This window comes from Curtobacterium sp. MCBD17_026 (assembly GCF_003234895.2).
Taxonomy (GTDB): Bacteria; Actinomycetota; Actinomycetes; order Actinomycetales; family Microbacteriaceae; genus Curtobacterium; species Curtobacterium flaccumfaciens.
The window spans coordinates 2550984-2564319 of sequence record NZ_CP126281.1; the positions used below are offsets into that span (position 1 = coordinate 2550984).

Consider the following 13336-nt stretch of genomic DNA (forward strand, 5'->3'; position numbering starts at 1 on the left):
GTGGACGAGTCTACGGGAGTCCGTCACACGGTGTCCACTTGGCCCCTTCCACGGCGTGCCGCGCCGGTAGGCTGGGCCCCGTGAGCACCGCAGCCCCAGGCCCCGAGTCCACCGCCCACGTGTCCGTCGACACCCTCGCCACCGCGCCGGCCGATCGCCCGCGCATCGCGTCCCGCATCGCGGCCATCGCCGAGTCCGCGACGCTCAAGGTCGACGCGAAGGCCAAGGCCCTCAAGGCCGCCGGGCGTCCGGTGATCTCGTTCGCCGCCGGCGAGCCCGACTTCGCGACCCCGCAGCACGTGGTCGACGCGGCCGTCGCTGCCGCGCAGGACCCGAAGAACCACCGCTACACGCCCGCGACCGGCCTGCCCGAACTCAAGCAGGCCATCGCCGACAAGACCGCCAGGGTGTCCGGCGTCACCGTCGAGCCGTCGCAGGTCATCGTCACGAACGGTGGCAAGCAGGCGGTCTACCAGGCGTTCCAGACCATCGTCGACGCCGGCGACGAGGTCCTGCTGCCCGCGCCGTACTGGACCACCTACCCCGAGGCCATACGGCTGGCCGGCGGCGAGCCCGTCGAGGTCTTCGCCGGCAGCGACCAGGACTACCTGGTGACGGTCGACCAGCTCGAGGCCGCCCGCACCCCGGCGACCAAGGCGCTGCTGTTCTGCTCGCCGTCGAACCCCACGGGTGCCGTGTACTCCGCCGAGCAGACCCGGGCCATCGGCGAGTGGGCGCTCGAGCACGGCATCTGGGTGATCAGCGACGAGATCTACCAGGACCTGGTGTACGACGGGGTCCGCTTCGCCGGCATCCTGGCCGAGGTCCCCGCCCTCGCCGACACCACGATCCTGGTGAACGGCGTCGCGAAGACCTACGCGATGACCGGCTGGCGCGTCGGGTGGTTCATCGGCCCGACCGACGCCGTCAAGGCCGCGTCGAACCTGCAGTCGCACCTGTCGTCGAACGTCTCCAACGTGTCGCAGCGCGCCGCGATCGCCGCCCTCACCGGTCCGCAGGAGCCCGTCGCCGCCATGCGTGAGGCCTTCGACCGCCGACGGAAGGCCATCGTGGACGGCCTCAACGCGATCCCGGGCTTCCGCACGCCGACCCCGCAGGGCGCCTTCTACGTCTACCCGGACGTCACCGCACTGCTCGGTCGCGAGTGGGCCGGCACCACACCGACGACCACGCTCGAGCTGGCCGACCTGATCCTCGAGCACGCCGAGGTCGCGGTCGTGCCGGGTGAGGCCTTCGGCCCCTCCGGCTACCTGCGCCTGTCGTACGCGCTGGGCGACGACGACATCGCCGAGGGCGTTGCCCGGCTGGCGGAGTTCTTCGCGTAGCCCCTTCGGATCCGCAGAACGGGCCACCTCGCCGAGGTGGCCCGTTCGCACGTTCCGGGAGGCCCGTGGTGCGCGGTGCGCGTCCGTCCCGTCGCGCGGACGATCAGCCGAGCAGGTCCCCCACCACGACGGGTTCCGGGACGAGCGAGACACCGAACCGGTTCAGGACGGTCACCTGCACGAACCGTGCGAGCTCGGCCACCTGCGCGGCCGTCGCCCCGCCGCGGTTCGTCAGCGCGAGGGTGTGCTTCGACGAGATCGCCGCACGGGAGCCCGGGATCGCGTAGCCACGGTGGACGCCGGCGTGCTCGATGAGCCAAGCGGCACTGAGCTTGACGTCGTCGCCCGCGGGCCAACGGGGCGCATCCGCCGGCAGGGTCTCGGCGAACGCCGGCGAGACGATCGGGTTGGTGAAGAACGACCCGGCGCTCCAGGTGTCGTGGTCGTCCCCGTCGAGCACCATGCCCTTCGAGCCGCGCAGCCGCAGCACCTCGTCGCGGACGGTCGTGGGCGGCACGAGCGCACCGAGCTCGACCCCGAGCGAACCGGCGAGCTGCGCGTACCGCACGGGCACACCGTGCTCCCCCGCGAGCCCCAGCCGGAACTCGACCGTCAGCACGACACCGCGCCGACCGTGCTTGAGGGTCGACGTGCGGTAGCCGAGCGCCAGCTCGGCTGCCGGGACCCACGTGCGCTCCCCCGTGACCGCATCGAGGAACTCGACGCGGGTGAGCACGTCGGCGAGTTCGACCCCGTAGGCGCCGATGTTCTGCACCGGGGACGCACCGACCGTGCCCGGGATGCCGCTGAGGGCCTCCAGGCCGGTCCAGCCGTTCGCGACGGTCGTGGCGACGAACGGGTCCCACGGTTCCCCCGCGGCGACGCGCACGGTGACGCCCTCGGCGTCGCGGTCGGCGTCGACGCCCGTCGTCCGGACCAGCACGACGGTGCCGTCGAAGCCCTGGTCGGCGACCAGCAGGTTGCTGCCGCCCCCGAGGACGAGCCACTCGTCGTCGTCGAAGGCGTCGAGCGCGTGGGCGACGAGCTCGTCGGTCGTCGTGGCCGTGAGCAGCCGGGTGGCGGCCCCGCCGACGCGGAGCGTCGTCAGGTCGGCCAGCACCGGCTCGGACACGGTCAGCGGAACACCACCGTGACCTGCGCCTTGCCGAGCACGGTCTGCCCGGCGGCGGTCACGGTGAGGTCGATGCGCTTCGGCCGGCCGTCCTCGTCGACGGTGCCGACCTTCGCGACGATGCCGACGGTGGCACCCTGCTCCGGGTCGACGACGACGGGGCGCGTGAAGCGGACGCCGTAGCCCGTGACCCAGCCGCTGTCGCCGAGCCACTCGGCGACCGGCTGCACGGCGATGCCCATCGTGAGCATGCCGTGGGCGAGGACACCGGGCAGGCCGACCGAGGCGGCGACGTCGTCGCGGTAGTGGATCGGGTTGAAGTCGCCCGAGGCGCCGGCGTACCGGACGAGCGAGTCGCGCGTGATGTGCACGTCACGCTCGGCGACGACGGTGCCGACCTCGAGCGCGGTGGCGGGTGCGGCGGTCATGCGTCGTCTCCTCGGACCACGAGGGTGGAGGTCGCCGTGACGACGTGCTCCCCCTCGGCGTCGTTCATTGTGCTCTGGGCGGTGACCATCGCGTTGCCGCCGAGGGTCTTCACGCTGGTGACCGTCAGGGTCGCGGTGAGCTCGTCACCGGCGACGATCGGCCGGTCGTAGGTGAAGGACTGCTCGCCGTGGACGACGCGGGAGAAGTCGATGCCGGCGTCGGGCTCGTTCAGGAGCTGCGCGAGCGTGGCCTCCTGCACGACGACGGCGAACGTCGGGGGCGCGACCACGTCGGCGTACCCGGCGGCACGTGCGGCGCCCGGATCGTGGTGGACGGGGTTGGTCGCGAAGACCGCACGCGAGAACTCGCGCACCTTCTCGCGGCCGACCAGGTAGGGCTGGGCCGGCGGGAACGTCCTGCCGACGAGCTCGGGGTTCACTGACACCACGGCAGTCTACCGAGGCCCGTCCGGGGGCCTGCGATCCATGAGAACGCATCAGCTAGACTGTCTGAGACCGGTTCGGGGGAATCGGGGCGTGCCGTGCGGCACGGGTTCGTTCGGGACGGGGAGGGCCGATGGACACCACGACGGAGTTCGCCGTGCACACGGGAGACCGGTGCACCGCGATGGAGGTCGCGGCCGCTGCGCTGCGCCGCACGGGCCACCACGTCGAGTCGACGGGTGGCACGATGACCGCGACGGCGGGCAGCCGGACCCTCACCATCCTGCTCGGTGCGCTCGTGCAGCCGGCCCGGGAGTACCGCCGGTACGAGCTGTCGACCGTCGTGGACGGTGCCACCACCACGATCACCCTGCGCCGGGCCGGGCACGGCACGGCCGTGTCCGGCGGCAGCATCGGGGCGAACCGTCGACGGGCCGCCTGGCAGCAGGTCACCGCCGCGGTCGAGGACGCGTTCCGTGCGGCCGGGGTGCTCGCGACGCGCACGGACACCGGCTCCCACCGCACGCAGTAGGCGGGCCCGACGGCCTCCGGCGGGTGGCCGTGCGGCGCACCGTCCCGGGAGCGGTCACCGAGCACCCGGCCAGCCATCTAGGTTGGGCCAGGGGCCCCGGAAAGGAACCGCCATGAGCATGGAGAGCGCAGCCTGGAGCTCGCTGTACAAGATCGCGTCCGCGCAGGGCGGCAAGCACGGGTTCTCCCGCGCGTCCGTCCGGCGGATCCTGACGTTCGCGGTGCCGTACCGGGCGAAGCTGCTGGTCTTCATCGGTCTCTCCGTCGTCGGCGCCTTCCTCGCGGTCGCGACGCCGGTCCTCGCCGGTCAGGTGGTCGACGTCATCGTCGCCCGCGGTGAGGTCGCGACGATCGTCCGGCTGGCCGTGGTCATCGCCCTGGTGGCCGTGGCCGACGCCGCCGTGTCGCTGACGACGCGGTGGTACTCGGCGCGGATCGGCGAGGGCGTGATCCTGGACCTCCGCACCGCCGTCTTCGACCACGTGCAGAAGATGCCCATCGCGTTCTTCACCCGCACCCGGACCGGTGCGCTGGTGAGCCGCCTCAACAACGACGTGATCGGCGCCCAGCAGGCCTTCAGCGGCACGCTGTCCGGCGTGGTCACGAACCTCGTGGCGCTGATCCTCACCCTGATCGTCATGCTCAGCACCTCGTGGCTCGTGACGGTCCTCGCCGTCGTCATGCTCCCGGTCTTCCTGGTCCCCGCGCGCCGGATGGGCAGCCGCCTCGCCGCCCTGCGCCGCGAGGCCGCCGACCACAACTCCGCGATGAGCACCCAGATGACCGAGCGGTTCTCGGCACCCGGCGCCACCCTCGTCAAGCTGTTCGGCCGGCCCGACGAGGAAGCCGAGGAGTTCCGTGTGCGCGCTGCCCGGGTCCGCGACATCGGCGTCCGGACCGCGATGCTGCAGTTCGTCTTCTTCACCGCGCTGATGCTCGTCTCCGCGCTCGCCCTCGCGCTGGTCTACGGGCTCGGCGGTTTCCTCGCGCTCGCCGGCCGGCTGGACACCGGCGAGGTCGTCACCCTGGCGCTCCTCCTCACCCGGCTGTACGCCCCGCTGACGAGCCTGGCGAACGCGCGGGTGGAGATCATGAGCGCCGTGGTCAGCTTCGAGCGCGTCTTCGAGGTGCTCGACCTCGAACCGCTCATCCGGGAGCAGCCGGACGCGGTCACCATCGCCGACGGCCCCGTCTCCGTCGAGTTCGACGACGTCCGCTTCGCCTACCCGTCCGCCGACAAGGTGTCCCTCGCCTCGCTCGAGGAGGTCGCCACGCTGGACACCCGCGGCGGCGAGGAGGTGCTGCACGGCCTGTCGTTCCGGATCGAGCCGGGGCAGACCGTCGCCCTGGTCGGCTCGTCCGGGGCCGGCAAGTCCACGGTCGCGCAGCTGCTCGCACGCCTGTACGACGTCGACAGCGGCGCGGTGCGCCTGGCCGGGACCGACGTCCGGGACGTCACCTTCGCCTCGATGCGGCACACCCTCGGCATGGTGACGCAGGACGGCCACCTGTTCCACGAGACCATCCGCTCCAACCTGCGGTTCGCCCGGCCCGAGGCGTCCGACGACGAGGTGTGGGACGCGGTCCGCCGTGCGCGGCTCGAGCCGCTCATCCGGTCCCTCCCCGACCAGCTGGACACCATGGTGGGCGAACGCGGCTACCGGCTGTCCGGGGGCGAGCGCCAGCGGATGACGATCGCCCGGCTCCTGCTCGCCCAGCCACGCGTCGTCATCCTCGACGAGGCGACGGCGGCACTCGACTCGACGTCCGAGGCAGCGGTGCAGGCAGCGCTCGGCGAGGCACTCGAGGGGCGGACGGCGATGGTGATCGCGCACCGGCTCTCCACGATCCGCAGCGCGGACATGATCCTGGTGGTCGAGGACGGCTCGATCGTGGAGCGGGGCACACACGACGAGCTGCTGGCCGCGGGTGGCCGGTACGAGGAGCTGCACCGCACCCAGTTCGCCGCGCAGCAGAACGTCGCGGCCGATGTGCCGGCGGCAGACTGAGCGCGCGGTGGGCGGAACCAGCAACCGAGGTGGAACCGGCAACCGAGGTGGAGCCGGCGACAGAGAAGGCCCCCTGACCCAGGGGATCCTGGACGAGAGGGCCTTGCGTGTAGCGAGGGCGGGACTTGAACCCGCGACCCCACGATTATGAGTCGTGTGCTCTAACCAACTGAGCTACCCCGCCAGAGATCCGGAGCGGCACGCGCACCGGGTCGGAGCCCCGAGTCAGGATTGAACTGACGACCCCCTCCTTACCATGGAGGTGCTCTACCACTGAGCTATCGGGGCGATGTGCCGCGAGCGGCACCACACGAGGATAGCAGACCTCCGACGCTGCTCCGGAACCGGGCGAGACGCCCGGGCGTGCCGCGCCGTCGGCCGCTAGTTCGCGTTGGTCTGGAGCCACGCCAGCGGGTCCACCGGGACCCCGTCGACGTGCACCTCGAGGTGCAGGTGCGGACCCGTGGAGTTGCCCGTGCTGCCGACGAGACCGAGGATGTCCCCGACCTCGACGTGCTGGCCGGTGACGACCTTGAAGGAGTTGTCCTCCATGTGGCCGTAGACGCTGACGAACTGCTTGCCGTCCACGTCGTGCTCGACCCAGACGTCGTTGCCGAAACCGCCGTCGTTCGCCTGCACCTTGATCACGGTGCCAGCGGCGATGACGCCGATCGGGGTGCCCTCGCCCGGGGCGAAGTCGATGCCCATGTGGTTCGTCGAGCAGAACGAGCACCCGGCGACCTGGCGTCCACCGAACCCCGAGGTGATCGGGACACCGGTCAGGAACGGCCACTGGATCGTGCCGGTCGGGTCGTTCGTGAAGGTCGAGGAGTCGACGTTCGCGTACTGCGTGGCGTCGGACACGGTGTACTGGTCGCGGGCGGTCGAACCGTCGGCCGAGGCACCGACCTGCATCGACTGGGTGGCGCCGTCGACGGTGGCACGGGCCGCCGTCGAGCCGGAGGCCGGGACCCAGAGCGCCTGGGCCGGCAGTGAGGTCGAGACGACCAGGCCTGCTGCGAACAGCAGTGCGCCGACCGCGGTCACACGGGATGCAGCACGGCGGAACGACGCGCCCTGCTTCGGGGACCGCGCTGCTGCAGGGGTCGTGGTGGCGGTGGACCGGATGTGACGGGTCGCGCGGTCAACCGGGGTCTTCGTGGTCGGACGGCCGCGGCGGCGCGATGCGGGGACCTGCCCCACGACACGACGCGGCTGCGACGCCGAGGCGGCGGAGGCAACGGGAGCGACCCGCTGGGCGTGCACGACGGGCGAGGTGGGTGCGGGCGGCGTCGCGATGCGGGAGGCCGGGCGTACGGGCGATGCCGGTGCGAGGTCGATCGGCGACACGGGGGCGGCCGGGGTCCCCGGGGTGGCCGCGCCGATCACGTCGTCGAAGCTCGGACGCGTCGAGCCCTGTCCCTCTTGCACCACGACCGCGCCCTTCGCCGCTGCTCGCTCCGCCTCGATCCGAGCGCGTCGGGTCAGGTGGACGACCGGGGTGGCGGCGTCGACGGAACCGTCGGTGGGAGCGGGGGACAGAGGGGTACGGGGCATGCGTGCGGTGGCGATCCTGATCGGGGAAGGGCTCGCTCGATGGTAACGAGCAGATAACGGGACCAGAGCACGCTAGCAAACGTCGTCGCACGTCGCCAGTCGTGGTCATGTCCACCCGGCACCCCCAGACCTGGGGACCGGCGCGTCGTCAGGCCCCCACGGCTCCGAGCACACCCGCCTCGAGCCCGCGCACCAGGGCCTCGAGCTCGTCGACGACCGCCGGGCTCGCGAACAGGAAGGAGCGGGTCCCTCCGGCCTCCCAGATGCGGATCGTCGCGCCGGCCTCCTGCGCGACGAGGGCACCACCGGCCATGTCCCACGGGTTGATCCCGCGCTCGTAGTACGCGTCCACCACTCCCGCCCCGACGGCGCAGCAGTCGAGCGACGCCGCTCCCCCACGGCGGATGTCCCGCACCTCGCCAATGAGCCCGGCGAGCACCGCGACCTGCTCACGGCGACGATCGGCCGTGTACCCGAACCCGGTGGCGACGAGCGTCTCGGCGAGCGAACGGGGCGCGGCGACGGACAACGGTTCCCCGTCGCGGGTCGCACCCTGGCCGACGGCCGCGCGGAAGACGGTGCCCGTCGCCGGCGCCACGACGACGCCCGCGATCGGTTCCCAGGTCATCGGGTCGGGTGCGCCCCGCACGACGCCGATGCTCACGCCGTACTCGGCGCTGCCGTACAGGTAGTTGACCGTGCCGTCGATCGGATCCACCACCCAGGTGATGCCCGAGGCACCCGAGGCCGACCCGGACTCCTCGCCGTGGAAGGCGTCGTCGGGGCGGGCCTCGGCGATGCGGGCGCGGATGAGTGCCTCGACCTCACGGTCGGCGGCCGTGACCACGTCGACGATGCTCGACTTCCGGTCCGCGACCTCGACCCCCTCGGCGCGGCGGCGTGCAGCCAGCGCCGCTGCGTCACGGGCGATCGACTCGGCGAGGTCGGCGAACTGGGACGGTGTGGGGTCGGATGCCATGCACCCATCCTCCCGGAAACACCATCGGCCCCGTCCGCAGGGGACGGGGCCGATCAGATGGTGGCAAGTGAGGGATTCGAACCCCCGAAGGCTACGCCGGCTGATTTACAGTCAGATCCCTTTGGCCGCTTGGGTAACTTGCCATGCGCACCCAGCCGGTGTGATCACCAACCGAAGGCGCGCACAAAAGCATAGCGGATGGCTGACGGTGGTCGTGACCATCGGCCCTGGACGCGAGCACGCACCCACCAGGGCCCGCGCACGGGGGCCGAACCGGGCCTCCCGTCCGCCGTTAGGCTGTCGGCATGGCAGACAGTTCCTTCGACGTGGTCAGCAAGGTCGACAAGATGGAGGCGGAGAACGCCCTCAACCAGGCCGCCAAGGAGATCGAGCAGCGGTACGACTTCAAGGGCGCCGACGCCTCGGTCGCGTTCAGCGGTGAGGACGTCCTGATCAAGGCGAACTCGGAAGAGCGCGCCAAGGCGGTGCTCGACGTACTGCAGAGCAAGGCGATCAAGCGGAACATCAGCCTGAAGAGCCTCGACGCCGGCGACCCGTACCCCTCGGGCAAGGAGTACCGCATCGAGGTGAAGTTCAAGAACGGCATCGAGCAGGACGTGGCGAAGAAGATCGGCGCGTTCCTGCGGGCCAACGCCCCGAAGTCGGTGAAGAGCCAGATCCAGGGCGACGAGCTCCGCGTCTCGTCGAAGAGCCGTGACGACCTGCAGAACACGATCCAGCTCCTCAAGGGTGAAGAGTTCGACGTCCCGTTGCAGTTCATCAACTTCCGCTGACCCGCGGCCCCTGCGAACGACATCCGACACCCCGTGGAGCACTGGCTCAGCGTCGTCATCACCGTCCTGCTCGTCCTGCTGGACCTGGCGATCCGCGTCTTCTCGATCATCTACGTCCCGATCAACCGGAAGCCGCAGACCGCGACGGCGTGGCTGCTCGCGATCTTCCTCATCCCCTACATCGGCTTCATCGTCTTCCTGGTCATCGGGTCGACGAAGCTCCCCCGCGCCCGTCGCGAGAAGCAGACCGAGATCAACGCGTACATCCTCGAGCAGACCGAGGGCATCGAGCGGGTCCGCCGTGACCACCCGTGGCCCGCGTGGCTCGAGAGCGTCACGCGGCTGAACCGCGAACTCGGCGCGATGCCGTTGGTCGGTGGCAACTCCGCGGAGCTCTACCCCGACTCCGAGGAGTCCATCGCCGAGATGACCCGCGCGATCGACCAGTCCCGACGGTTCGTGCACGTCGAGTTCTACATCGCGACGCTCGACGACACCACGCGCCCGTTCTTCGAGGCGCTCGCGCGGGCGCAGGGCCGTGGCGTCACCGTGCGGTTCCTGCTCGACCACTGGGCGAGCCGCGGCTACCCGGGCTACAAGGACACCCTGGCGTTCATGGACCAGGCGGGCATCGAGTGGCATCTGATGCTGCCGCTCCTGCCGCTGCAGGGGAAGTTCCAGCGCCCCGATCTCCGCAACCACCGGAAGATCATGGTGATCGACGGCTCGGTCGCGTTCACCGGCTCGCAGAACCTGATCGACGCGTCGTACGACATCAAGTCCCACGTCGAGAAGGGCATGGTCTACAAGGACCTGTTCGCCAGGTTCGAGGGGCCGGTCGTCGCCGGGCTCAACGCCCTGTTCGTCACCGATTGGTACAGCGAGACCGACGAACTGCTGCTGCGCGAGAGCGATCCCGTCCAGCGGGCCGACCGCGGCGATGCGCTCGACTGCCAGGTGGTGCCGTCCGGCCCGGGCTTCGACGGCGAGAACAACCTGCGCCTGTTCAACGCGCTGCTCTACTCGGCGCAGCAGAAGGTCTCGATCACGTCGCCGTACTTCGTGCCGGACGACTCGATGCTCTACGCCATCACCACGACGGCGCAGCGCGGGGTCGACGTGGAGCTGTTCGTCGGCGAGATGGGCGACCACGCGATGACCTGGCACGCGCAGCGCTCGTACTACGAGGAACTCCTTCGGGCCGGCGTCCGGATCTGGCTGTACCGCGCGCCGACGATCCTGCACGCCAAGCACTTCACGATCGACGACGAGGTGTCGGTGATCGGCTCGAGCAACATGGACATGCGGTCGTTCAGCCTGAACCTCGAGGTGTCCGTGATGGTCCGGGGGCACCGCTTCGTCGATGCCCTGCGCGAGGTGCAGGACGCCTACAAGGAACACAGCTTCGAGCTCACGCTCGACGCGTGGCTGGACCGCCCTCGGCGATCGCAGGTGCTCGACAACGTCGCGCGGCTGACGGCGGCGCTGCAGTAGCGGACGACCGGGAGGCACGACTCGCCCCCGGCAGGTGCGCTCAGCGCATCGGGACGAGGGACGCCAGGGCCCCGACCACCCGCTCGAGCGGGCCGCGACCCAGGAACCGCCGCCACAGCATCGCGAAGACCACCGAGCCGAGGGCGAACCAGGCCCAGGCCTCGGCCGACTCCGGGTAGGTCGGCAGCATCGCGATGACCACGAGGTGCCCGGAGTACACCGTCAGCGGCATCGAGCCGACCGCGGCCAGTGGGAACGCGATCCGCTCGGCGACACGCCCGCGGCCGTCGAACACGAGCAGGCAGAGGGCGATCACGGCGACCGCCACCCCGGCAGTCCCCACCACGTCGACGACCGACGACGAGTGGTCGCGCGGGGACAGGAACAGCTGCGCGAGGGCCTGACCGGGGGTCGAGCCCTCGCCCGCGTAGGGGACCCCGGGGAACGCCAGAGCCGCGTCGTCCGGCGCCGGGGCGAGGACCGACCCGGCGACGTACGCGGTGGCGGCGACCAGTGCGCCGGACACCAGGAGCACGACCTGCTCGCCACGGTCCTCTCCCCACCGGCACGGCCCGTACGCCGCTGGCGCGTCGTCCGGGAACCGGCGGCGTGGGCCCAGGCCGGCCCGGGCGACCGCGAGCCCCACCAGGACGTACGCCAGGAAGGTGACCACGGGGTAGACCAGGCCGAGCTGGACGCCGATCATGCCGGCGTCCGCGTAGACCGGCGCGATCGTCAGCGCGGCGAGCGGCGACAGCACCGCGCAGAGCGCAGCGATGCCGAGCAGCGCCGCCGGTCGGAGGCGGAGCACCGGGACCACCAGCAGGAACAGCACCCCGTAGGTCGGCAGGATCACGTACACGGGGGTGTCGAGCGCCATGAGGGCGAACCCGATGACGACGACCACCACGGCGCGGATGGCGAGCCGGGCACGGATGCGGCCGATGGCGGGCGGGCCGGGCGGGTCGGTGCGGCCGCTCGTCAGGCCGATCGAGACCCCGGCGAGGACCGCGAACAGCGTGGATGGGCGGCCGTGGGCGACGGCGGTCCACGTGGCGGGATCGGTCCAGTCGAGCTGCTCCGCGATGCCACCGATGTGTGCGGCCATCATGCCGAGCAGCGCGAGGGCACGGGCCACGTCGACGCCCTGCAGCCGTGTCCCCGACGCGGACGCGCCCCGCACCGCTGCGGGCGGGACGGGGCGCGTGTCGGTCATGGTCGTCAGCTCGTCGGGGTGTCGACGCGTCCGAGCGAGACGTCGATCATCTCGTCGCGCGGCACCACCTTGATGCGCTCGCGCCCGTCGGCCGCCCCGAGCGCCTGCTCGTGGGTGTCGAGGTGGTGCCAGCCCTCGAGGTCGGTGTACTCGACACCGCGCTCGCGGAGCAGCGCCGGGATCGCCTCGTCGGACGGGTCCTCCGGGGTCCACCAGCTCGCCTGGTCGTTGACGATGTGCTGCACGGTCTCCATCGCGTCGGACTTCGTGTGTCCGATGAGCCCGACCGGACCGCGCTTGATCCAGCCGGTGGCGTACACCCCGGGGATCTGCTGGTTGTCGTCGTCGAGGACCTGGCCCTCGTGGTTCGGGATGACACCGTGCCGCTCGTCGAACGGCACCCCGGGCAGCGGGGAACCGAAGTACCCGACCGCGCGGTAGGCGGCCTGGATCGGGATCTCGCGGATCTCGCCGGTGCCCTCGACGCCGCCCTCGCCGTTCGGACGGGTGCGCTCGTAGCGGATGGCGGTCAGCTTGCCCTGCTCGTCGCCGACGAACTCGATCGGCTTCGCGTAGAAGTGCAGGTGGAGCCGGCGGCTGGCCTGGCCGACCTCGCGCGTGCGCCACTGCTCGAGGACACGGTTGATCACCATGACCTGCTTGTTCGTCGCGATCGCGGTCTTCGACGCCTCGTCGTGGTCGAAGTCCTCGTCGTAGACCACCATGTCGACGTCGCGGACCTCGCCGAGCTCGCGGAGCTCGAGCGGCGTGAACTTCACCTGCGCCGGGCCGCGGCGGCCGAAGACGTGCACGTCCGTGACCGGCGATGCCTTGAGGCCCTCGTACACGTTCGCGGGGATCTCGGTCGGCAGCAGGTCGTCGGCGTGCTTCGCCAGGATGCGCGAGACGTCGAGGGCGACGTTGCCGACGCCGATGACCGCGACGCTCTCGGCGTGCAGCGGCCAGGTGCGCGGGACGTCGGGGTGGCCGTCGAACCAGCTCACGAACTCGGCTGCGCCGTACGAGCCGTCGAGGTCGACGCCGGGGATGTCGAGGTCGGCGTCCTTGATCGCACCGGTCGAGAACACGACCGCGTTGTAGTGCTTCTTGAGGTCCTCGAGGGTGATGTCCTCGCCGTAGCGGACGTTGCCGAACAGCCGGACGACACCGCGGTCGAGGACGTCACGCAGGGCGTTGATGATGCCCTTGATGCGCGGGTGGTCGGGGGCGACGCCGTACCGGACCAGACCGTAGGGCGCGGGGAGCTGCTCGAACAGGTCGATCGACACGTCGTAGCCGTGCGCCTCGCGCAGCAGGATGTCCGCGGCGTAGATACCGGCCGGGCCGGCGCCGACGATGGCGAGTCGGAGGGTGGGCACTGATCGTCTCCAGTTCGTTCGGGTGGG

At 71.1% G+C, this 13336-nt stretch carries 12 protein-coding genes and 3 tRNA genes; 5 read left to right on the forward strand and 10 right to left on the reverse strand.

Annotated features, from left to right (window positions below; all coding sequences use genetic code 11):
* Positions 1-119 precede the first annotated feature (119 nt).
* Positions 120-1346, forward strand: a complete 1227-nt coding sequence (locus tag DEI85_RS11995) for a pyridoxal phosphate-dependent aminotransferase (RefSeq protein ID WP_110861540.1) — start codon at positions 120-122, stop codon at positions 1344-1346.
* A 103-nt stretch (positions 1347-1449) separates the two neighbouring features.
* Here the strand turns inward: DEI85_RS11995 and DEI85_RS12000 are convergent, their stop codons facing one another.
* From DEI85_RS12000 to DEI85_RS12010, 3 genes are read right to left on the reverse strand one after another with little or no spacing between them, the layout of a single operon-like run.
* Entirely contained in the window at positions 1450-2478 is a 1029-nt protein-coding gene (locus tag DEI85_RS12000; protein ID WP_111123270.1) for a UDP-N-acetylmuramate dehydrogenase, read from the reverse strand.
* 2 nt (positions 2479-2480) lie between these two features.
* On the reverse strand, positions 2481-2906 hold the full coding sequence (locus DEI85_RS12005; RefSeq protein WP_110861544.1) for a MaoC/PaaZ C-terminal domain-containing protein: 426 nt from the start codon (positions 2904-2906) through the stop codon (positions 2481-2483).
* Entirely contained in the window at positions 2903-3352 is a 450-nt protein-coding gene (locus DEI85_RS12010; RefSeq protein WP_083404408.1) for an FAS1-like dehydratase domain-containing protein, read from the reverse strand. Before DEI85_RS12010 ends, DEI85_RS12005 begins: the two co-directional genes overlap by 4 nt.
* A gap of 131 nt (positions 3353-3483) precedes the next feature.
* Here DEI85_RS12010 and DEI85_RS12015 point away from each other — a divergent pair, with 131 nt between their 5' ends.
* Together DEI85_RS12015 and DEI85_RS12020 are read left to right on the forward strand one after the other, a co-directional pair.
* Entirely contained in the window at positions 3484-3882 is a 399-nt protein-coding gene (locus DEI85_RS12015) for a hypothetical protein (RefSeq protein ID WP_071406316.1), read from the forward strand.
* A gap of 112 nt (positions 3883-3994) precedes the next feature.
* On the forward strand, positions 3995-5890 hold the full coding sequence (locus tag DEI85_RS12020) for an ABC transporter ATP-binding protein (protein ID WP_111123269.1): 1896 nt from the start codon (positions 3995-3997) through the stop codon (positions 5888-5890).
* A 110-nt stretch (positions 5891-6000) separates the two neighbouring features.
* Here the strand turns inward: DEI85_RS12020 and DEI85_RS12025 are convergent.
* The 5 genes from DEI85_RS12025 to DEI85_RS12045 all read right to left on the reverse strand — a co-directional run bounded on the left by DEI85_RS12025 (position 6001) and on the right by DEI85_RS12045 (position 8569).
* Positions 6001-6074, reverse strand: a tRNA-Met gene (locus DEI85_RS12025).
* Positions 6075-6106: 32 nt separating this feature from the next.
* Positions 6107-6178: transfer RNA gene (locus DEI85_RS12030), tRNA-Thr, on the reverse strand.
* Positions 6179-6271: 93 nt separating this feature from the next.
* Entirely contained in the window at positions 6272-7447 is a 1176-nt protein-coding gene (locus DEI85_RS12035) for a M23 family metallopeptidase (protein ID WP_111123268.1), read from the reverse strand.
* A 148-nt stretch (positions 7448-7595) separates the two neighbouring features.
* Complete coding sequence (locus tag DEI85_RS12040; RefSeq protein ID WP_111123267.1) at positions 7596-8426, reverse strand: inositol monophosphatase family protein; 831 nt, start codon at positions 8424-8426, stop codon at positions 7596-7598.
* Between the two features lie 58 nt (positions 8427-8484).
* Positions 8485-8569, reverse strand: a tRNA-Tyr gene (locus DEI85_RS12045).
* A 162-nt stretch (positions 8570-8731) separates the two neighbouring features.
* Here DEI85_RS12045 and DEI85_RS12050 point away from each other — a divergent pair.
* Entirely contained in the window at positions 8732-9220 is a 489-nt protein-coding gene (locus DEI85_RS12050) for a YajQ family cyclic di-GMP-binding protein (RefSeq protein WP_111090313.1), read from the forward strand.
* A 33-nt stretch (positions 9221-9253) separates the two neighbouring features.
* Positions 9254-10714 (forward strand): cardiolipin synthase, encoded by a 1461-nt coding sequence (gene cls / locus DEI85_RS12055; protein WP_111123266.1) that lies wholly within the window; start codon positions 9254-9256, stop codon positions 10712-10714.
* Between the two features lie 40 nt (positions 10715-10754).
* Here the strand turns inward: cls and DEI85_RS12060 are convergent, their stop codons facing one another.
* Both DEI85_RS12060 and DEI85_RS12065 read right to left on the reverse strand, forming a co-directional pair.
* Positions 10755-11930 (reverse strand): heparan-alpha-glucosaminide N-acetyltransferase domain-containing protein, encoded by a 1176-nt coding sequence (locus tag DEI85_RS12060; RefSeq protein WP_111123265.1) that lies wholly within the window; start codon positions 11928-11930, stop codon positions 10755-10757.
* Between the two features lie 5 nt (positions 11931-11935).
* Positions 11936-13309, reverse strand: coding sequence for an FAD-dependent oxidoreductase (locus DEI85_RS12065; RefSeq protein ID WP_111123264.1), 1374 nt, complete (start codon positions 13307-13309; stop codon positions 11936-11938).
* Positions 13310-13336 lie beyond the last annotated feature (27 nt).